This is a genomic window from Paenibacillus sp. Y5S-9, assembly GCF_036894235.1.
Classification (GTDB): Bacteria; Bacillota; Bacilli; order Paenibacillales; family Paenibacillaceae; genus Paenibacillus.
Genome location: NZ_CP145887.1, coordinates 3,023,610 through 3,043,899 on the forward strand (window position 1 = coordinate 3,023,610; position 20,290 = coordinate 3,043,899).

At 43.7% G+C, this 20,290-nt stretch carries 19 protein-coding genes, 1 pseudogene and 1 riboswitch; of the genes and pseudogenes, 14 read left to right on the plus strand and 6 right to left on the minus strand.

Annotated elements, in window-relative coordinates; translation table 11 throughout:
• Positions 1-92 precede the first annotated feature (92 nt).
• The 3 genes from V6669_RS13560 (at position 93) to V6669_RS13570 (ending at position 1,931) form a co-directional block, all read left to right on the plus strand.
• Positions 93-809, plus strand: coding sequence for a YebC/PmpR family DNA-binding transcriptional regulator (locus V6669_RS13560; RefSeq protein ID WP_036608916.1), 717 nt, complete (start codon positions 93-95; stop codon positions 807-809).
• Between the two features lie 408 nt (positions 810-1,217).
• Positions 1,218-1,388, plus strand: coding sequence for a hypothetical protein (locus V6669_RS13565; protein ID WP_338594333.1), 171 nt, complete (start codon positions 1,218-1,220; stop codon positions 1,386-1,388).
• Between the two features lie 258 nt (positions 1,389-1,646).
• Entirely contained in the window at positions 1,647-1,931 is a 285-nt protein-coding gene (locus V6669_RS13570; RefSeq protein WP_338594335.1) for a hypothetical protein, read from the plus strand.
• Between the two features lie 237 nt (positions 1,932-2,168).
• Here the strand turns inward: V6669_RS13570 and V6669_RS13575 are convergent, their stop codons facing one another.
• Complete coding sequence (locus tag V6669_RS13575; protein WP_338594336.1) at positions 2,169-2,390, minus strand: hypothetical protein; 222 nt, start codon at positions 2,388-2,390, stop codon at positions 2,169-2,171.
• A 37-nt stretch (positions 2,391-2,427) separates the two neighbouring features.
• Entirely contained in the window at positions 2,428-2,850 is a 423-nt protein-coding gene (locus V6669_RS13580; protein ID WP_338594338.1) for a hypothetical protein, read from the minus strand.
• Between the two features lie 102 nt (positions 2,851-2,952).
• Here V6669_RS13580 and V6669_RS13585 point away from each other — a divergent pair, with 102 nt between their 5' ends.
• The 3 genes and pseudogenes from V6669_RS13585 to V6669_RS13595 all read left to right on the plus strand — a co-directional run.
• Positions 2,953-3,102 (plus strand): hypothetical protein, encoded by a 150-nt coding sequence (locus tag V6669_RS13585; RefSeq protein ID WP_338594339.1) that lies wholly within the window; start codon positions 2,953-2,955, stop codon positions 3,100-3,102.
• Positions 3,103-3,410: 308 nt separating this feature from the next.
• Positions 3,411-4,466, plus strand: coding sequence for a DUF3427 domain-containing protein (locus tag V6669_RS13590; RefSeq protein WP_338594341.1), 1,056 nt, complete (start codon positions 3,411-3,413; stop codon positions 4,464-4,466).
• 125 nt (positions 4,467-4,591) lie between these two features.
• Positions 4,592-4,777: pseudogene (locus tag V6669_RS13595) on the plus strand (YebC/PmpR family DNA-binding transcriptional regulator); the annotation flags it as partial.
• An 85-nt stretch (positions 4,778-4,862) separates the two neighbouring features.
• Here the strand turns inward: V6669_RS13595 and V6669_RS13600 are convergent.
• From V6669_RS13600 to V6669_RS13615, 4 genes are all read right to left on the minus strand, one after another.
• Positions 4,863-5,351, minus strand: a complete 489-nt coding sequence (locus V6669_RS13600) for a DMT family transporter (RefSeq protein WP_338594342.1) — start codon at positions 5,349-5,351, stop codon at positions 4,863-4,865.
• 14 nt (positions 5,352-5,365) lie between these two features.
• Entirely contained in the window at positions 5,366-6,064 is a 699-nt protein-coding gene (locus tag V6669_RS13605) for a cyclic nucleotide-binding domain-containing protein (protein ID WP_047842749.1), read from the minus strand.
• Positions 6,065-6,112: 48 nt separating this feature from the next.
• The gene (locus tag V6669_RS13610; protein WP_036608521.1) at positions 6,113-6,538 is read right to left on the minus strand and encodes a DMT family transporter; all 426 of its coding nucleotides are present in this window, start codon (positions 6,536-6,538) and stop codon (positions 6,113-6,115) included.
• 518 nt (positions 6,539-7,056) lie between these two features.
• Positions 7,057-7,854, minus strand: coding sequence for a Nif3-like dinuclear metal center hexameric protein (locus V6669_RS13615; RefSeq protein ID WP_338594344.1), 798 nt, complete (start codon positions 7,852-7,854; stop codon positions 7,057-7,059).
• Positions 7,855-8,202: 348 nt separating this feature from the next.
• On the opposite strand from V6669_RS13615, the gene V6669_RS13620 reads away from it, so the two are divergent.
• From V6669_RS13620 to V6669_RS13655, 8 genes are all read left to right on the plus strand, one after another.
• Positions 8,203-8,805, plus strand: coding sequence for a biliverdin-producing heme oxygenase (locus tag V6669_RS13620; protein ID WP_338594345.1), 603 nt, complete (start codon positions 8,203-8,205; stop codon positions 8,803-8,805).
• A gap of 281 nt (positions 8,806-9,086) precedes the next feature.
• Positions 9,087-11,627: a diguanylate cyclase gene (locus V6669_RS13625; RefSeq protein ID WP_338594347.1), complete on the plus strand. Its 2,541-nt coding sequence runs from the start codon at positions 9,087-9,089 to the stop codon at positions 11,625-11,627.
• Positions 11,628-11,835: 208 nt separating this feature from the next.
• Complete coding sequence (locus tag V6669_RS13630) at positions 11,836-13,413, plus strand: TerB N-terminal domain-containing protein (protein ID WP_338594349.1); 1,578 nt, start codon at positions 11,836-11,838, stop codon at positions 13,411-13,413.
• Between the two features lie 6 nt (positions 13,414-13,419).
• Positions 13,420-14,763, plus strand: a complete 1,344-nt coding sequence (locus V6669_RS13635) for an ATP-binding protein (RefSeq protein WP_338594351.1) — start codon at positions 13,420-13,422, stop codon at positions 14,761-14,763.
• On the plus strand, positions 14,760-16,979 hold the full coding sequence (locus V6669_RS13640; protein ID WP_338594352.1) for a DEAD/DEAH box helicase: 2,220 nt from the start codon (positions 14,760-14,762) through the stop codon (positions 16,977-16,979). The genes V6669_RS13635 and V6669_RS13640 overlap by 4 nt, the downstream gene beginning before the upstream one ends.
• A gap of 147 nt (positions 16,980-17,126) precedes the next feature.
• Positions 17,127-17,237, plus strand: a riboswitch (purine riboswitch).
• Between the two features lie 106 nt (positions 17,238-17,343).
• Positions 17,344-18,303, plus strand: a complete 960-nt coding sequence (locus tag V6669_RS13645; protein ID WP_264933780.1) for a DMT family transporter — start codon at positions 17,344-17,346, stop codon at positions 18,301-18,303.
• A gap of 394 nt (positions 18,304-18,697) precedes the next feature.
• Positions 18,698-19,123 carry a cupredoxin domain-containing protein gene (locus V6669_RS13650; protein WP_165980157.1) on the plus strand — a complete coding sequence of 142 codons (426 nt, stop codon included), beginning with the start codon at positions 18,698-18,700 and terminating at the stop codon, positions 19,121-19,123.
• Between the two features lie 97 nt (positions 19,124-19,220).
• Entirely contained in the window at positions 19,221-20,243 is a 1,023-nt protein-coding gene (locus V6669_RS13655; protein WP_338594358.1) for an SDR family oxidoreductase, read from the plus strand.
• The last annotated feature ends 47 nt before the right edge of the window (positions 20,244-20,290 follow it).

Sequence of the window (20,290 nt, forward strand, 5' to 3'; positions counted from 1 at the left end):
TTTTCGTGGGTATTAACTTGTTGAAGTACGCTCAACAAGATATAATGGCATAGTAGAAAGCAGATTACATGTTGAAAGTGAGCGGAAACGATATGGGTCGTAAGTGGAATAATATCAAGGAAAAGAAAGCTTCAAAAGATGCAAACACGAGCCGGGTCTACGCTAAATTCGGGGTTGAGATCTATGTAGCTGCCAAGAAGGGCGAACCGGACCCGGAAGCGAACCGTGCACTGAAAGTCGTGCTGGAACGTGCCAAAACGTATAATGTACCCAAAGCCATTATTGATCGTGCGATGGAAAAAGCTAAAGGCAGCGGGGATGAGAACTATGAAGAGCTGCGTTATGAAGGCTTCGGACCAAACGGTGCGATGGTCATCGTTGATGCACTTACCAACAACGTAAATCGTACAGCGCCGGAAGTGCGCTCTGCGTTTAACAAAAACGCTGGTAACATGGGTGTCAGCGGTTCTGTTGCTTACATGTTTGATCCAACAGCGGTTATCGGTATAGAAGGCAAAAACTCCGAGGAAGTACTGGAACTTTTGCTTGAAGCAGATGTAGATGTACGTGATATCGTGGACGAAGACGACGCTGTGATTGTATATGCAGAACCGGATCAATTCCACGCTGTACAAGAAGCATTCAAAGCTGCTGGTATTACTGAGTTCACGGTAGCCGAGCTGACGATGCTGGCTCAAAACCATATTGAACTTCCAGAGGATGCACAAGCTCAGTTCGAGAAACTGATCGATGCGCTTGAGGATCTTGAAGATGTTCAGCAGGTCTACCATAACGTAGAGTTCGTGTAAGAGAACGAGGCGATACGTGGTTTGATTGCATCATTGTAGCCTTGTCAGGGTAGGACAAATATTAAGAATTCATCATTTTTATAGCTCAGCGAGGGTATACCTGTTAGCGCTTGGTGATTTTTATGATGATATACGTTTTCCTATCTAAGATGTCTAAGGGCAGTATTAAAACTCACTTTTTGTATGGGAAAATCCATATAAAGAGTGAGTTTTTTTATGTTATTTGAGATTAGGAGATCAAGGACCATAGTATCCCCACTATAAAAGGATATAGAAATAACAATAGGGTATTTCTGAATTATTTATGTAATGAATTTTCAGTTGTTGAAATAGAAGAAATCAACACCTCTCACATCAAAGCATATCTTATGAACTTGGAATTGAAAGGGCTATCTGAGACCTACATTAATGGAATACAAAAAAAATATCCGTTCATTTTTAAAATTCATTGTGGAAGAAGGGGATATCGCTGAAAAGAGAAATCCAGTGCTAGGTTTGAAATGGATGAGAGAACCTAAAGTTCTTATAAAAACTTTCGACGATGATGAAGTGAAACGACTAATCAATGCATTCAGATAAATGAAAATATAAACAAACAAATGAAAAAAAAGAGGATACACTGAAGAATGAATTGAATCAACAGTAAACGAACCTCACGAAATTAGTGAGGCTAAAACAAGGCGAATGGTAAAGAAGCAGCATGTTTTAACGAAGATGGAAGTTATGTTACTGTTGAGGATGAATCAGGTTTAATTATTCAAGTAAGTAACAGAAACGATCCAGATTGGGAACCGGATAGTACAATAAAAATCCTTACTCACCAAGAAAGGAGAAAAAATGAGTCTTTCAAAGAAGAACATTATAGACAAAGCAACAATACGTGGTGGTCTGTATTTATATAGCTTTTCGGATGCGATTGATCTAATTACTTACTGTAAGGATAATAACTTGAGCATCTTAGGAATCGATGCTTTTATAATCTCCAAGGATAAAACACAACCAGTAAGTGAGCATAGTGTTGACTATTCTGCTTCTCAGCAAAAAGGGAATTGGGACAGGGCTATTACATTTATCCAGAGTAAATCGAGTTTGAATCATATGTATGAAGTTATTTACTCATAGGAAAGAGATACATTTATTGAAGAACGAACATACTCCGTTCTGGACTTGATGGCATATAAAGCTATGGTCCAATGCGTTACTAAATATTCAGAGAAGAATCCTTCTGCTAGTTTTGAACAGTTTTAGAGTTTGTGAAACTTTCGGACTCATGTACTCCAATTGACTCTAACTCATGGAAAGAGTGGAAGAACAATCTTGTTAGATAGTCTTATAATTTACTTTGTGCAAAAAACACTATTAGCACTGAGCTATTAGTGTTTTTTGTGTCTCATTATTTTTCTCATTGGATGAATTAAGCATTTCATACTGTTCCTGAAAGTGCTTAGTGATGGCTTCTTTTCTAATTTGATCGAATGTGTTACCCTTTGTTTGTTCTTGTATACCACCATGTATAGGTCCTAATGATCCGACCACATCCAATAGACTTTTCTTCTTAGATGCATTCTTGTTTTCGGTCATTAACGATCATTCCTTTATTCTGTTAAAACAGTACATCCTAAATGTGTTTTTTGGTGATCACTTGCCAAACTTTTAATCCTAGTGAATAAGCAATGAGAATCATAGTCTGATTCCATTGAATCTTGTATTCCTTTTTATCTATTGTAGCCTCTGTAAGTATATTCGTGATTTTATCAGCTGTTAATGGTGTATTCAATTTCTCAAATCGATTTAGGTGCATATAATGTTCTTCATTCTCTTCCCCATTGTAATCATCAATTTCAACAATACCTGTAGCTATCCCTCTTGCAATTATCCCTACACCACTACTATAGAGATAAACAATATCGTTTGCTTCGATTGTGTCGATATAATGCTTCCAAGGGCTATAGTAAGCGGCACATTTCATCTTACTAATCATGTCATTTTCAGCTTGGGGGTTGTTTGATTTATTTGTATTAATAATATACACCTTTGGCATGTTCTCATTCCTTTTCACAATAGTAACTATAATTATATACAGTTTTAACCATAAATGATACGATAGGTAAAGGATTTCATAAAAAAGTGGAGGTGTATTTATATGGCTGGAGCACCTGAATGGACAAATTCTGAAAATTTAGCTATTTACATGTTTTTGGAGAAATATCCTCACAAATCAAGCGAAGAAATAGCTGAGGAGATTTTCAATAACAGTTTACAGTTTACTAAAAAATCACTTCTTCATACATAGAAATAACGTGAATACAATTAAGCGGCATGTAGACTTGCTACGAAAGCCTGAGCATCAGGGTAGGCTCTTTGTACCAGATTATAAAAATCTTGAAGAAGAATAGAAGATTATCAATTTACATAAAGTTGACCAAAGATTGATGCAGTGCTAATTGTACTGTATCTTTATATTACACAAATGATTAAATATAGTACGACAAAGAATGTTGTATAATCTCAATTTCATCTTGTGTATTTAGTATAGTGCTGCCACTGTTTATGTTGTTGTGATTTAAGGGTGAATTTCAAGTGATTAGGAGCTAATATTAAATGATTCCACAAAACATAGTTAAACAAAATATTTTAGATGCTATAGCTGCAATACATAAAGAGGGTGTACCAAAAGAGAGAGAATCAACTAAATATCATTTAAGGTATAATGGTGGGCTGTATCCACCGAAATATGTAATAAGTGTTGCAAATAGGTTTGCTAATGGACATGCTTTAAGTCGTGATAGGTTTAATGGGGGAGCAGAAACTAACAACTTTCTTAAGCGATTAGGGTTTGAAGTTATAGAAGAAACTTTAGCTACAAAAAATGAAATGCAAATGTCAGAAGAACAAACATTTATAGTGGGAGAGTATTATTCGCGGAATGATATATATCAGAAATTAAATGTTCCAAAAGCTAAACAAAAAGGCCATTGGAATACTGGATATACTCAATATGAGAAGGATTCTTTCATCTTTGCAAATGTGGGAACCGCAGGGCGAACTGGACATGACCATCCAAATCGGTTTGATGGAAATGATCTTATTTGGTATGGGAGAAATAAAAGTACATTAACACAGAGTTCTATACAATCTCTAATCAATCCAGAGAGGCGCACATATATATTCGCGAGAGAGGACAGTAATGATCCTAAATTTTTGTTTTTAGGAAATGGAAGAGCAAAAAAATATTTTGATACAAGTCCAGTTAAAATAATATGGTCTTTTGATAATGAAAGTGAAAATCATCCAGAAATTCTTGCAGAAGAAGTCAATGAACTCGAGATATATACTGAAGGTTCTGTGAAGAAAGTATCAGTAAATGTATACGAGAGAAATCCAATAGCTAGGAAGAAGTGTATAGAACATTATGGATTATGCTGTCAAGTATGTGGATTTAACTTTGTTAACATTTACGGAATTATCGGTGAGAATTTTATCCATGTTCATCATTTGAAGCCTTTGCATGAGATTAATGAAAAATATGAAATTGATCCAGTGGGGGACTTACGTCCTGTATGTCCGAACTGCCACGCTATGTTACATAAACGTAAACCGGCATATTCCATTGAAGAACTAAAACGGATTATTAAAGATAAAGATATGCCTCATTGATGTTGTCTCTTATGTTTATAACTACATATAAGAGGATAAACATGTAATCTGTTATAGTGAAAAGTACTCATAATTTGGTATGATAAACGAATACAATTTCATACAAAAAGTGAGACAATTATAAGCACGCTGTACAAGAAGCATTCAAAGCTGCTGGTATTACTGAGTTCACAGTAGCCGAGCTGACGATGCTGGCGCAAAACCATATTGAACTTCCAGAGGATGCACAAGCTCAGTTCGAGAAACTGATCGATGCGCTTGAGGACCTTGAAGATGTTCAGCAGGTCTACCATAACGTAGAGTTCGTGTAAGAGAACGAGGCGATACGTGGTTTGATTGCATAAAAAGAGTGTCCGACCAATCTGCGGGATTGGACAGACACTCTTTTTTGTTCGTTTATGAGTCAGACTGCAACGTTCCAGGGGACTGCTCTGATTTTTCCGATTTACCCCCACCGAACTTGAATAACACAATTCCACCAACAATGACAAGTACACCGATCAGCTGATTCCACGAAAAAGGAATCTGCTCCAGACCTAGCCATCCCATGGAATCAAACAATAGAGCAAAGCTTAGTTGGGATGTCAGCACGATCGAGATGGCATACGTGGGACCAAGCAGCTTCATGCCTTGCACGAGACAGAAGACCACGCCAACGCCGATGGCTCCACTGAGCCAATACCAGGGTTGCATATGCTGAAAGCTGAATGTATTTTTGCCCTCCACTAGCAGAGAGATGAGGAACGAAGCAATGAATCCGGTGAAAAGCACCATCGTTGTTGTGGACCATGAACCGGTGCGTTCATTAACTTTGCTATTAAAAATCGTTTGCAGACTGACAAGTGCACCTGCCAGTAGCGCAAGCGAAATACCTGTGATTAACATGGTTGTCGAACTCCTTATTCATAAATGTTGTGACCTGCTATTTCACGTAGACCCGCCCGGTCCTTGATCATAATCAATCCCTGATGTCGTTCAATTAACCCGTCTGCACAGAGCTTCTGGATGACCCGGTTTAGGTGTCGGTAACTGGTGCCGATCAGATTCGCGATGTCGGTCAGATTGAACGCATCCAGCTCTTCATGAACGACGTTACCCGCTTCTTCTGTTGAGATGGAGAGCAGGTAGCTGACTAGACGAACCTCAACGGGATACATCAGGTTGAAATTGGAAAAGTTCGAGTCAATGTAGAATTTGTGAGAGATGATTTTGAGCAAAAATTTAAGTAAAGGTGCATAATCGCTGGCAAGCTCAGCGAGCCATTGATAATGAATGCGAAGCATCACCACAGGTGACACGGCCTGAACCGTATTAACAATATCGCTTTCACGGACATACTCTATGTCACCGACAACTTCAAGCGGTGTTTTGAAACAAAGCACCAGCGTTTTGTCCTGTGCGGAGGTGGTGAAAATCTTGATTTTACCTTCGACTAGCACGTACAAATATTCGGAAGTTTCCCCTTCACGACAGATCAGTTCACACTTCTCAAAGTGGCATAACGTCATATGTGTACGCAGGGGCTCGTGAAATACAGTTTCGAGTTGATATTGCTTCAGATATTGTATTAATTGTTGCTCGTTATGGATTTCTTGCACGCTGTTGTTCCCCCCCCCCGACGATATGTTCCAATCCTTCTTCAAAAACTATAGTTTCATAATAATGACACCAGTCACCATTAAGGCAATGCCCAAAAATTGCGGCAGTTTCATCTTTTGTTTTACCACGCCGAACCATCCGTTGCTATCCACCAGAAAAGTCAGGAACAGCTGCGCAATGAGCAAGGCCGAGATCGTGAATGTAACCCCAATTTGCTGAATTGCTGTCACTTCGCTGAAAATAATGACGGCACCAAAAGCACCTCCAGCCAGGTACATAGGTTTTACTTGTTTGAGTCCTTGAAGGTTGGTGTCTCTAACAAACATCAGGATCAGCGCCGCTAAGATGAATCCTGTCAGTTGTGTAATCGTAGCGGCCTGCCATGTGCCCATGTCGGTGCTAATCCGAGTATTGGCAACACCTTGGAGCGTGATACACGCGCCGCCCAGTAGTGCAAAAATAATTCCTCTCATATGTACGCTCCTTATTTAATCACTTCGACTTCTATTATTAAATGACAAATTAACTCTGAACGCCAAGGACAAATGTCCTGAGCTTTGAAGTCACAGCATCTAGAGTACAATAAAGAACCCCGAAAATCCAGATGGGGTATAAAGAGAGATGCGTGGCATATGTGCTCAGTACTCAATTTTTATCATAATCTAACGAACCAGTGACACCTTATTGTACTGATTCGATTGAATTGAGAAATCTAAGGAATCTTAGCAACGTTAAATGGGCTATGTTGGGTAGAAAGTGGCTATAAAACAGGGGGAATGGAGGAATAGGGTGTCTACGATTCGTTATTTTAAATAATCTGCAAATATTTGCTAAATAGAATGTGTCAGGTTCGTTAGCTATCCAAGAAATGAAACGAGAGTCTGCCCAGCGTCCCCGGAGCATAGTAAGTATCCAAAACTCCGGGGTAGGATAGGTAATGAGATTAGAACCAATCAGCTAGATCCTCTCGGTACACATCAAATTCATATCATTAGATCACAGTATACAAAGGCTTCTCGCCTACAAAACGAACAGACAATTCGGGAAAACGTTCTGCCAACCTGTCTGCTAATAGCTTCATTCCCGGAGCCTCGCTCTCTGCATGCCCCATCATGATCAGTGCCTTGGATTTGCCCTGTTGCACAGCATCACGGATATATTCCGGTGTCTCCCATTCGAATCCTTCTCCAGCAATGATGAGGTCCACTTGCTCGTTCTGAATCAAGGGAATCGTCACATGTCCATTACCACGAAAACCTACCAGTACCGCTGCGCGTTTACAGACTATTTCCGCATTGCCTGCAACGCGTACATAATCAATCCCCAGGCAACTTTTCACATGGTGAGCAATAGCTTCAACGGTGCTTCCTTCCGGAAAAGAAAGAATGTCTGCTTCCGCTATTCGTTGTTCCACATAAGAGGACCACCCCAAGGCCTGAATCAGTCCTTCGGTAATGCCATCCGGTTGGAAGCGGTGGATGATATCATGACATCTATAGATGGAAATGCCTGCTTCGTCAATCAGCTTTCTTTTGTCCATATAAACCGAATCATTTGCAAGCCAATCCGTATGACTGTGATGGTTATAGAACGGAGATTCATGCGCAATAATTAAGTTAGCACCTTGCTGTATGGCTTGTTCAATCACATATTGTGTGGGCATAAAAGCGATGATAATACCTGTGACCTTACGATCAAGTGAGCCGGTAATGAGCTGATCCACCGTGTTTTCCGGCAGTGCAATGTTATCTAAGAGATGAAGTACAACGTCTTGAATTGTAAGATCCATAGAATACATTCCTCCAATAATAGGATATAAAAATAGTGTACCATGTTGACATCTGAAATCTACTGCCTTCCAGATTATAGGGGTCAGTTTTATGGTTTTCGGTTAATACTAAAACATACAGATTACAGTCAGTTAAGATAACAACCAAGAAAAGTGTTAACTATGTACAGATGTTGGATTCATATAGTTTTCTCAAACAAGAATAAGTATACTTACATAGAGTCTTTTTTGCATTAAATGGAGCTGTTTGTAACAAACACGGTTTCTATTTCAATATATACTGAGATTCGATTGAGGATAAGCACTCATATGCAACAACAGAACAGATTGTGAAAGGGGATAACTACGATGACAGCAACAACTATTATGGAACGTCTGAAGAGCGAGACAGCTCATTACCACAGACAAGTAGAACAGAACCCTTATGCAAAAGCCATTATGAATCAAACTGTGACTATAGAAGAATATAAAACATATTTAGAAAAGTTTTATGGATTCCTCAAACCGCTGGAGGATCAGGCTGTACAGCAGCCTTTCTGGGGAAGTACGGGATTGGATATCGAGATTAGAGGCAAGGCTGGACTACTGGAGAAAGATCTGCGCAATCTTGGTGCAAGTGAAGAAGAGATTACTCAACTTCCGCTCTGTAAAGAACTGCCGGATATTTCAACACCTGCCCGTTTGTTCGGATATCTGTATGTAATTGAGGGGTCCACGAACGGTGGACAGATCATGACCAAACGTTTGTCGCAGTTCCTGCCCATTGAAGCGGATCGTGGATTGGAATATTTCAATGCCTACGGCTCAGAGACAAGAACAAGATGGAGCGAGTTTACGGGGTTGCTACAGCAGTCCATCAGCACGCCAGAAGATCATGACAACATGGTACACAGTGCATCGGAGACGTTCCGCCTGCTGGATCAGTGGATTAATACGGACAAGGACAAGTAACATGCCGGTTCACCACCCCGAACGCCTGTAGGGCAGACTTTTTTCATATATTAAAAGGTATCTATATAAGTTGAACTTATACATTTACACCTAACGGAGAGGACAGAAAAAACCTGAAAAAGCGAAGCGTGCGCCTTTATAACCGGATTTTTCCCTTTAGAAAAGGGAATCGATAAAATCTGGGGATAACAGCGATTGGAAGGTTATTCTGTCATCGTAGTGCAATGTAAATAATCATTAGTTCAACTTATATACCATCATGAGAGGGGATTTTCCTGGCCATGGCCGAACCGAAATCCAAGAAAGAACAAAACTTGTTGAACCGTACATTGCTTCATCAGGGAACATACACAAATGATCCGATAGATCTGAATAACTGTGATAAAGAACCAATTCATATCCCCGGCTTTATTCAACCTCATGGTGTTCTTTTGGCCATCAATACCAGTCATACGCCAACCATTGTTCAGTGTAGCCAAAATACGGAGGACCATCTGGGTATTGCCTATGAAGACGTTCTGGGCATGCCTTTGGAAAATCTGATTGGCGAGGAAGATGTACACAAACTGTTGGCTAGCAGCTTCAATGCAGCTGTAACCTCTGATTTGCATTACATGGATCTGACCATTAAGGTATCCGGTGAAGACCGGATCTTTTCTTCTGTTCTTCATGAAAGCGAAGGGCTGCTTATTCTGGAGATTGAGCCTTTTTATGAAAAAGAGGACATGGAGACTACCGACTTTGAGTGGATATCCCGTTTTTTTGGTCGGATCAAAAGTACAGATAGTCGCGTGGAAGCAAGTCAGATTGCGGCTGAACAGGTGAAGGAAATGCTCGGTTATGACCGAGTCATGATTTATGAGTTTGACGAGCAATGGAATGGTAAAGTAATTGCTGAAGCGCGTGAACAAGAACTGGAACCATTCCTTGGACACCACTATCCGGCTTCGGATATTCCAAAACAGGCTCGGGAATTGTATCTTCGCAATTGGCTGCGAACCATTGTGAATGTGAATTATAAACCCGTCGAGATTGTGCCTATGCTACAACCACTCACAGGCAAACCGCTAAATTTGAGTCTTTCGGTCCTGCGCAGCGTATCTCCTCTTCATATCGAATATTTGCATAATATGGGTGTAGGTGCGACTGTAACGATCTCTCTCATTCATAACAATCAACTGTGGGGACTCATCACATGCCATCATTATTCGGCCAGATATGTACCCCATCGCGTACGGAATCTGTGCAATTTTCTGGGCGCATTCTTCTCGAATGAATTGTTCCAGCGTCAGCAACTCGATGATTATCAAGCAGAGATTCAATCACGTGAAGCCGCTTCACGAATTGCCAACATTTTTATTGGAAATACAAGTCCTGCCCGAGTTCTAGAGGAATTACAGGGAGAAGAAGAGACAGTGTTAAACCTGATGGATGCTGCCGGAGCGGCGATCTGTTACCAGGACAAGCTGTTGTTGTATGGTGAAACGCCAAACAGCGGACAGATTCGTGAACTGGCAGGTTGGCTTGCAGGAAAGTCCGAGGATTATAGTTATTACACGTCGAAACTGAGTTCAGAGTATGAAACATCCAAAGCTTATCAGGATAAGGCTTCCGGGGTTATTTATGTTGCCATTTCGCCTGGACAGCATAACTACATGCTCTGGTTCCGACCTGAGGTCGTCCAGGTTGTCGATTGGGCGGGTGACCCAGCCAAAGCGGTGCTCAAGACGGATGATGGCATGCGTCTGTCCCCTCGTAAATCATTCGAAAAGTGGCGTGAGGTTGTAAAATCAACTTCGTATCCATGGACATCCAAAGAGCTGAGCGTGTTACCTTTACTCAAAACCATTGTACGTCGGCAGACAGAAAACCAGTTGGTTCAGGCTGAAGAACAGGCGCTGCAAAATGCTCGTATTTTGCGACAAAATGAACAGCGTTATTTGCAGTTAATGGATTACTCGCCCGTAGCATTCTTTACTTTGACTGACGGTCAGATTATCTACTGTAATACGAAGGCTGCCGAGCTGCTCGGGTTCGAGAGTTCCAAAAACCTGATGGGCAAGGACTTCAGGGCGTTTGTACCAGAGCAAACGAGAGTGACGTTACAACAGAATTTTGAGGAATTAAAGCACAATAACACAAGTTTGATTACCAGCCAGTCATATTTCACCACAGCAGCAGGTACCTCATTGTTGCTTGAAATTACACTTGCTTCTGTTACGCACGCGGGTAAACCTTCTGTGATGGTTCTGTTGCATAGCGGCGCGTCCCACCATGAACAGGACAATTACACTGAAACGACGAGCCAGCTTCAGAACTATCTAACGACAGATCCGTTAACGGATATGCCAATTCAGACGGTGTTCAAGTCACAGCTTCAGGATGACTGGGATGACTGTTTACAGGAAAAATGCAGTCTGGGACTGCTCATTATAGATATTGATGATTTCCGTTCGTATAATGCTGCATATGGCCTTCAAGGAGGTGATCTGTGTCTGCAATGGATCGGTGAGGTGCTTACGGTGGTTAGCGAACAGCATCATGCCTTGATCTCTCGTCTTCGTGGAGGCACATTCATGTTAAAATTGAAGAGCACAACGTCTGATTATGCAGGAGAACTTGCTGAAGAGATTAGACAGCACGTGCTGGCTCTCCAGATTCAAAGGGAATCATCCGGTCCGAGTGGAATCGTCACAGTTAGTGTCGGTGGTGCAGTAATGGTGCCAGATGAGCATTCCAATGCATCCGATCTGATCGAAAAAGCGAGTCGAGCGCTGGCTCAAGCGAAAAGTGAAGGCAAAAATCGCGCAATTGTCGTGTGATTACGCCTGTGCAACGTTCGATTTGAAACGATACAATCATTATTTGAAAAAGTTAAATAGACATGATGAAAAGAGGGCAGAAATGCCTTCTTTTTTGTCTCCAGGAATGTCTAAATTTCGTCACCGCAGACACAGGACAAGTGATATAATGATCCCTATGGATACACTTGTTCGTATTCTGTCTTGGAGGAGGGTGAGATAACGTTCTATGAAAGACAACTCAAGACAATTGGAATTTATGGAGATAAATCTGAGTGAAGAACCTGAAACAGCAGCAGTTCCGGTTCCCGATCGTTCAACCATTGTGCAGTCTGCACATGATACAATGCAGCATCGTGGAGGCATATTGTCCTCAGAGAAACGTTTTGTAGAGGAAGCAAAGCAGTGGGCAGATATGGAGGGGGATGTATCCCCGTGGGTTCCCTTTATGAGTTACTGGCCAACGTACGGCGTGATGAACGAAGCCCAGCGCAAGTGGTATATGTTTTGGAGGAAGGAAGTACGTCAGGGGAGATACCCGGATACCGATCTGTCCTATCTATTTGTTCATATCTACGAGTTAATTAACGGCATTGGCTGGCAGAATCCTCAGGATGGTTATGATCAATTGAAGCAGCTATGGGTGAACTACCGTGAACGGTTGCCCCAATTAAATATATATATGCAAGAGTGGATGGTCGATTATGTGCTGGTCCATCAGATGGAGATGTCCTTATCCGAGGTCATGGTCTTTTCGGGCGGATACCTGCCAGCTGAGATGCTGGATAGGGAACTGCAACGTATTTTACAGGATAATGTATCGGATATATCGCTGAATATGCTGCAAAGATACTATGATTACGATATTACGCTCAGTAAATTCTACAGAGATGGCGGCAAAGAAGTGATGGAGCAGTACATCCCGCGGGTCATGGCCTTGGTTGATTCGTACCTGGAACGTACGCGACAAGTTGGACTGTTGCCTGAGTGTGATCCTAACGATGAACGCACGATGGAGCGCATTCTGTTTCGCAAAGCAGTCTATGATGATTCGATCTATGGAAGATCGGTATCGTTCAGATATATGCCCATAGGTGAACATGCTGAATTTGTGCAGATGGTTACGCGGATCTATCGATGTACTGAAAATAAACTTCGTGAACTGCTCGGATTCAGAGGCAGATTGCGAGGACAGACTCTTGAACCCGAACTTGCAAATCTGATTGAACGTTACCTGGACAAAGCATATGCGATCGAGCAGGCGGAGTCTGTGGAACAACCGATGATTCGTATCGATACAGAGAAATTGGCATCTTTACAGCAGGAAAGTGAGTACGTGCGATTGGCGCTTACAATTGAGGATGATCACTCATCTGAAGTGAAGGATGAAGAGGATAACAACGCAAATGTTACAAGTAATCCATTCGATGTACTGGAAGCAAGGAATGAGATCACTCCAACTGAAGGTTCCATGGAGTCGGAGCCATCTGCAGTAGAGATTGCAACAGGAGCGGAAGTAGAATCGATTGAGTTGCAGTGGGACGAGTCTGCTGAGGCTGATCTGGATGAAGAATGGCTGCTCTTTGCCAATGAACTCTCCCCTCAGCAGGTGCAAACGATTCATGTCCTACTTGGCGCAAGTCCAGATACGGAGCTGATGCGTCTGGCTGAGCAATATGGAACGATGCCTACGCTTCTGCTGGATGAAATTAATGATGTGGCTATGGAAACGATCGGTGATCTTCTGATTGATGGTGATCGGATTGTTCCTGATTATATAGATGTGTTCGAACATGTGAAGAGGTGATACGCAGTGACAGAACTTAAAATACCAAAGCGGCTGACCACCGCGCTTGTAAATTCATTGACAGCTGGTGTTGTCCCGCGCATAGGACTGGAGCAGATTGCTGTTGGTCGGAAACCGGAAGTGGAAGCCATCTTGCGGGATATGGATAATATCGCCGAGGGAGGCGCAGCGTTTAAACTCATTACGGGTCGTTACGGCAGCGGTAAAAGCTTTCTTTTGCAAATGATTCGTAACTATGCGATGGATCGTGACTTCGTTGTTGCGGATGCGGATCTGTCACCTGAGCGTCGACTGGTGGGAACCAAAGGGCAGGGACTTGCGACATATCGCGAACTGATGACTCGTCTGTCTACACGCACACGCCCGGATGGGGGAGCGTTGGAGCCGATTTTGCAAAAATGGATCGCAGGGTTGCAACAGTCCACGATGAAGAGTCAGAACCTGCGCCCGGATGATCCCGCTCTGCCGCTGGAAGTAGAGAAGCAGATCTATGCGGTGACGGGGGAGATGCAGAATCTGGTTCACGGCTTTGATTTTGCCAAAGTACTGGCGTCGTACTGGAACGGGTATAAGCTGGCTGATGATGATCGCAAACAGGCGGCCCTTCGCTGGCTTCGAGGAGAATTTGCAACCAAAACGGAAGCGAAAAAAGAACTCGCTGTTGGGGTCATTATTGACGATGATAACTGGTATGACTACTTCAAATTGTGGTCTGAATTCACAGCGCGCATTGGCTACAAAGGATTGCTGTTGTTCATTGATGAAGCGGTGAATCTGTACAAAATTACAAACAGTGTCTCCCGCCAAAGCAACTATGAGAAATTGCTGACCATGTTCAATGATACGATGCAGGGCAAGGCAGAGCACCTGGGCATATTTGTAGGAGGTACACCGCAATTTGTGGAGGATGAACGGCGCGGATTATACAGCTATGAAGCGCTTCGCTCCAGGCTTATTGATGGTCGTTATGCAGCCAAAGCATATGCGAATTACACAGGTCCGATCCTGAAGCTGGCGATGTTATCGCATGAAGAGATTCTGATTTTACTTCAGAAGCTGCGGCAGATTCATGCCCTGCATTTTGGATACAGCGCAAGTCTGACGGATGAACAATTGGTTGATTTTATGCAAACGGCGGTGAACCGGCTGGGTGCGGATGAATTGCTGACCACGCGTGAAGTGGTACGAGACTTTATGGATGTTCTGCATACGTTACACCAGAATCCTGAAGTGACTTATACTCAATTACTTGGCGAGCGGGTTGCCAAACCTCAGGAAACGGGTAAAGGGGCAGATGCTTCCGCAAATACAGATGATCTGGACGACTTTCTGGCGGAGTTTGAATTATGAGTGATAATCCGTTCTATCGGCTGGCGCCGTTTGTTCAGGAATTTATATATAAAAAAAGATGGGAATCGCTTCGTCCTGCCCAGATTGAGGCCTGCAATATCTGTTTTCATACCCCGCATCATATGCTGATTGCGGCGGGAACAGCCTCCGGCAAGACGGAGGCGGCTTTTTTTCCTGCATTGACCGAGCTGTATGAACGGCCTTCCAAATCGGTTGGCATTTTGTACATTGGACCTCTGAAAGCCCTGATTAACGATCAATTCGAACGTCTTAAGGATCTGTTATCCGAAGGAAATATTCCGGTTTGGCATTGGCACGGGGACGTACCTCAGGCGGAGAAAACAAAACTGATGAAAAATCCGTCCGGTGTGCTCCAGATAACGCCAGAATCGCTGGAAGGTCTGCTCATGAATCGACCGAATGCAATCCCGGCGCTGTTTCATGACTTGCGATATGTCATCATCGATGAGGTGCATGCTTTCATGGGAGCGGATCGGGGCATTCAAGTACTCAGCGAACTTGCCAGAATCGAGCGTATGGCTGGCTGCGCACCGCGAAGAGTGGGCTTGTCCGCTACACTTAGTGACTATGATGCGGCTACATCTTGGCTTGCTGCCGGAACGCAGCAGGGGGTGGATGTGGTCTCTTCACCGGGGGGCCGCAAGCTGCGACTGCGGGTGGAACATTTCTCTTTTCCAGATGCACAGGACGAGGAGCAGGCGGAGCAGCTTCATAACGCACGTAAAGCCTACTACGACTTCATCTATGAGAGCACACATCGTAAAAAGGCGCTGATCTTCACCAACAGCCGAACGGATGCTGAAGTCACCATTCTTGAGATGCGGCGAGTCGCGGCTCGCAGGCAAGAGCGTGATGTGTTCCATGTGCATCATGGAAGTATCTCGGCCATGCTGAGGGAAGAGACGGAAGCTGCCCTACGCACTGGGTCGGGGCCCGCAGTTGCTGCGGCAACGGTCACGCTTGAACTGGGCATCGATCTGGGCGAACTGGAACGTGTGGTTCAGCTCGGTGCACCGTATAGTGCGTCCAGCTTTGTACAGCGTCTGGGACGTTCAGGGAGACGAGAGGACATGGCTTCGGAGATGCTTTTTGTATGTCCGGAGGAAGAGGACGAGGAAGCGCAATTGCCAGCACGTATGCCGTGGACGTTGATGCGTGCGATTGCTGTCATTGAACTGTATGTAAAAACGAAGTGGGTCGAGCCGCTTGAAGCCCGCAAAATGCCCATAGGTGTGCTCTATCATCAGACGATGAGCATGTTGAAAAGTATGGGGGAGGCGGAGCCGAGAGATCTTGCTGAAGCCATCCTTTCGCTGGCCCCATTTGCGTTGATCAGACCTGATCAATATCAGGTATTCCTGAATTACCTCATTGAGACGGATCATCTGCAATGGACAGAGGATCGAACATTGATCATCGGTCTGACAGGTGAGAAAATTGTGAATAATTATCGCTTCTACGCCGTGTTTAAAGACGATGAGGAACATAAAGTATTAAACGGCTCAGAAGAGATTGGTTCAATTACAACCGTGCCCCCACCTGGCTATTGCTTCTCGCTCGCAGGAAAACTGTGGAAAGTGGAAGAGGTCGATCACAAGCACAAGGCTGTGTATGTGAAGTCTGCAAAAGGTAAGGTAGATACGTTATGGCTTGGAGCGGGAGGAGATATTCATACGTCGGTAGTACAGAAAATGCGTGAAGTGTTGTCCGACTCGACCATCTATCCCTATCTGTCACCACAAGCCGTCAATCGACTTGAACGGGCGCGCCGCCTAGCTCGTGAAAGCGGACTGTTGAAGCAAGTCGTGATTCCGGCAGGGGGAGATTCGATGTACGTTCTTCCTTGGGTGGGAAGTAAATCATTCCGTACATTAGAGCGCCTGATGAAGCATAATCTGTCCAAGAAACTTGCCTTGCGTTCGGTTGTGCCCATGGAGCCATATTATTTTGTAGTGTCCGGCAAGGTCGACGAACGAACATTGTTAGCCGAGATCATGAGTGAGTGTCGAACGGCTGAAGACGCATCTGCGTTACTGGCTGAAGATGAAGCGCCTTATCTGGGCAAGTATGATGAATTTGTCGCGCCGCCTTTGATCCGTGAGGCTTTTGCCGTGGATGGGCTGGATCTGGATGGTTTGAAGGCAGGTTTACAGCAAACATTGGAGTGGGACTCTTCAGGCTCCAATCGGACATGACGTTTTTGCGTAATTATAGTGTGTGAAGAATGGTACAGCAATTGAAGCGACTCGGTGTAATAATTTAGTTCAACTTTTTATACGGAATAGGGTTGACACCATCTCACCTCCCATGTAATATATGAAAAGTCGTCACACACGAATTACATCAAATTGCATATATCATTTCGTATAACCTCGCAGGCCGAAAGTGTACACAGGGCGAGGGTCTCTACGGGAAGCCTATACTTCCTAACTACGATGCCAAGGAATCAATGTATTCCTTGCTCGTAGTTAGGATTTTTTGCATTTAGATGGTGTCTGTGACCTTGGCATGAACCAACATGCGGGCGTATTTTTCTTATCATCAGGAGGTTTATTCACAATGAAATATTATCTGTCCGTTCTCGCGGGAGCGATGAGCTATGGCATATTATCCACAATTGTGGTTCTGGCGTACGGCGAAGGATATAAACTTGGTGAGGTTGTGGGAACACAGTTGATCACGGGTTTTCTTCTATCCTGGATGCTGGCGCTATACACAAGATTTAGAACCAAACGCAAGTCACAGGCAAATGGCAAAGCATCAGGAGCTGTGGCACAGGTATTCAAACGCTTGACGTGGAAACAACGTCTGTTATTGATGGCTGCCGGAACACCAACGGTAATTACAGGTCTCGTGTATTATCAGTCTTTACGTTATATCCCGGCTTCACTTGCCATAATCCTGTTGTTCCAGTTCACATGGATTAGCGTATTGATTCAGGCAATTAGCAAACGTCAACGTCCAGACAAAGTCACGTTCCTGACGTTGATCATTCTGTTTGGTGGAACCTTGCTGGCAGCGGGTTTCCTGGAACAAGGATTGGGTGAGTTCAACGGTCTGGGTATTGCTCTTGGACTAATGGCAGCCGTAAGTTATTCCCTGTTTGTCTTGTTCAGCGGTAAAGCGGTTCCTTCAGCGCATCCAGCCTTCCGCAGTGCGTGGATGGTTACAGGCGGATTGATCCTCCTGTGCATTTTGTTCCCGCCGACATTCCTCTTTAACGGATTGATCTGGAGCCAGTTGCTTGTATTTGGATTGCTGCTTGGATTCTTCGGGGCCTTCATTCCACCAGTATTGTTCGCTATCGGCGTTCCGCATATTGGTGGTGACATGGCCGGAATATTGGGTGCAGTGGAGCTTCCAATTGCAGTATTGTTATCCTCAATCGTGCTCCATGAGCATGTCAGCGGATTGCAATGGTTCGGGGTTATCATTGTGCTCATTGGTGTAGCCCTGCCAGAGTTGTATAAATTACGCATGAGACGAAGTCGCAGTCGCAGTAAACCGATCTATTCCTGAGTTATACGAAAAGGGATATTGGGAAGCCTTAACGGGAATAACCGTAGTAAAGCCTGAGAAATCAGGCTTTTTTTAATGAAATATTCTAGATAAATTCAACTAAACATTTACACGAAACGGAGAGGACAGAAATAACCTGAGGAAGCGAAGCGTGCGCCTTTATTCCCGGATTTTACCCTTTGAAAAGGAAATCAAAAAATCTGGGGATAACAGCGATCGGAAGGTTGTTCTGTCATCGGAGTGTCCAGTGTAAATATTCACTAGTTCAATTTATATGGCTCAACCGCAATAGCCCAGAGGGGTCATTTTCATTGTCATGCGAATCAGGTATGCTTAAAGAATACATCCGTCTGTTGATTGAATATTGATGGGACATCGAATGAGGAGTGTTTATATGAAAAGCTGGTTTGGAAAAACATGGCCTTGGTTAACGCTGGGCCTGACCGTTGTTGTACTGCTTGGATCATTTTTGGTTTATTTTATGGGCAAAGACTTATCCCCCGGATCAGGAAGTGCTGTAACTGCACAAGCTGAGACAGCGGAGGATTTGAAGGGATATGAAGTCATTGATGTGGACGTAAGTAACGATGGTTTTGGACCAGACGTTATCGAGGTGAAAGCTGGCGTACCGACTAAAATCAACTTTATTCTGACCCGCTCGGTGACACATGTCAAATCAGTCGGATCACAAAAGCTTGGCATGGATCTATACATGCAAAAGGGACCTAATTATTATACGGTCGACAAAGATCTGCCCAAGGGAGAATACGAGATTCACTGCGGTATGTATATGATATACGCAACGATTAAGGTCGTATAAGCAGAAGGAGCATGGTTTCGGGTCACCGAGCTTTGCTCCTTTTTTTGGTGCGTGATATCATGAGAAAGTGGGTAAAATCGATCAGGAGGTGGCGAAAATGAAAGCGCTATTTATTGGAGGGACAGGCACCATCAGTACGGCCATTACCGAGATGCTTGCACAGCAAGGCTGTGAACTGTATTTGATTAATCGTGGCAATCATAACCATGACTTACCTAAGGAAGTCAACGTACTTCAAGCGGATATTAATGACGAGCCACGTGTAGCGGAACTGATAGCTGATCTGGAATTTGATGTTGTGGCAGATTTTATCGCTTTTGTACCGTCTCAACTGGAGAGAGATTACCGTTTGTTCAAGGATAAAACAAAGCAATTTATATTTATAAGTTCAGCATCAGCGTATCAGACTCCCCTGGCTGATTACCGGATCACGGAAGGTACGCCCTTATCAAATCCATACTGGGAGTATTCTCGCAACAAGATTGCCTGTGAAGACTATCTGATGAAACAATATCGCGAGCACGGATTCCCTGTGACCATCGTGCGTCCGAGCCATACGTATGGCGACAAATCGGTACCTCTCGGTGTTCATGGTGCTCAAGGCAGCTGGCAGGTTCTCAAGCGTATACGTGAAGGCAAACCCGTTATCATCCATGGAGATGGTACCTCACTGTGGACCATTACGCACAATACTGATTTTGCCAAAGGGTTTATCGGGCTTATGGGTAATATCCATGCCATTGGTGAATCGGTACATATCACCTCGGACGAATCCGTCACTTGGAATCAGATTCATGAGATTATAGCCGGCGTGTTGGGCGTTAAGCTTCATGCGGTACATGTACCCTCCGAGTTCTTGGCAGCATGCAGTGATCAGGATCTTCGCGGCGGTTTGCTTGGGGACAAAGCCAATACCGTTGTGTTTGATAACAGTAAGCTGAAACGGCTTGTTCCGGAATTTGTAGCAACGACAAGAGCTGATCAGGGCATTCGACGTACGATTGAGCACATTCTGGCGCATCCTGAATTACAGACCGAAGATCCGGAATTTGATGTATGGTGTGACAAGGTCGTTGGTGCACTGGACGAAGCGTTATTAAAGATCAGAGATGAGAAATGAGAAGTAAGGCGTTCATGATCAAGTGTTTACATTCATGCGCTTAATCG

Bases quoted from the DNA above. Each gene is read 5' to 3' on its own strand.
- V6669_RS13575 (WP_338594336.1), bottom strand. From the start codon at position 2,390: ATGACCGAAAACAAGAATGCATCTAAGAAGAAAAGTCTATTGGATGTG.
- V6669_RS13655 (WP_338594358.1), top strand. From the start codon at position 19,221: ATGAAAGCGCTATTTATTGGAGGGACAGGCACCATCAGTACGGCCATT.
- V6669_RS13645 (WP_264933780.1), top strand. From the start codon at position 17,344: ATGAAATATTATCTGTCCGTTCTCGCGGGAGCGATGAGCTATGGCATA.
- V6669_RS13600 (WP_338594342.1), bottom strand. From the start codon at position 5,351: ATGTTAATCACAGGTATTTCGCTTGCGCTACTGGCAGGTGCACTTGTC.
- V6669_RS13565 (WP_338594333.1), top strand. From the start codon at position 1,218: ATGGAATACAAAAAAAATATCCGTTCATTTTTAAAATTCATTGTGGAA.
- V6669_RS13610 (WP_036608521.1), bottom strand. From the start codon at position 6,538: ATGAGAGGAATTATTTTTGCACTACTGGGCGGCGCGTGTATCACGCTC.
- V6669_RS13570 (WP_338594335.1), top strand. From the start codon at position 1,647: ATGAGTCTTTCAAAGAAGAACATTATAGACAAAGCAACAATACGTGGT.
- V6669_RS13640 (WP_338594352.1), top strand. From the start codon at position 14,760: ATGAGTGATAATCCGTTCTATCGGCTGGCGCCGTTTGTTCAGGAATTT.
- V6669_RS13630 (WP_338594349.1), top strand. From the start codon at position 11,836: ATGAAAGACAACTCAAGACAATTGGAATTTATGGAGATAAATCTGAGT.
- V6669_RS13620 (WP_338594345.1), top strand. From the start codon at position 8,203: ATGACAGCAACAACTATTATGGAACGTCTGAAGAGCGAGACAGCTCAT.
- V6669_RS13580 (WP_338594338.1), bottom strand. From the start codon at position 2,850: ATGCCAAAGGTGTATATTATTAATACAAATAAATCAAACAACCCCCAA.
- V6669_RS13650 (WP_165980157.1), top strand. From the start codon at position 18,698: ATGAAAAGCTGGTTTGGAAAAACATGGCCTTGGTTAACGCTGGGCCTG.
- V6669_RS13615 (WP_338594344.1), bottom strand. From the start codon at position 7,854: ATGGATCTTACAATTCAAGACGTTGTACTTCATCTCTTAGATAACATT.
- V6669_RS13585 (WP_338594339.1), top strand. From the start codon at position 2,953: ATGGCTGGAGCACCTGAATGGACAAATTCTGAAAATTTAGCTATTTAC.
- V6669_RS13625 (WP_338594347.1), top strand. From the start codon at position 9,087: ATGGCCGAACCGAAATCCAAGAAAGAACAAAACTTGTTGAACCGTACA.
- V6669_RS13560 (WP_036608916.1), top strand. From the start codon at position 93: ATGGGTCGTAAGTGGAATAATATCAAGGAAAAGAAAGCTTCAAAAGAT.
- V6669_RS13590 (WP_338594341.1), top strand. From the start codon at position 3,411: ATGATTCCACAAAACATAGTTAAACAAAATATTTTAGATGCTATAGCT.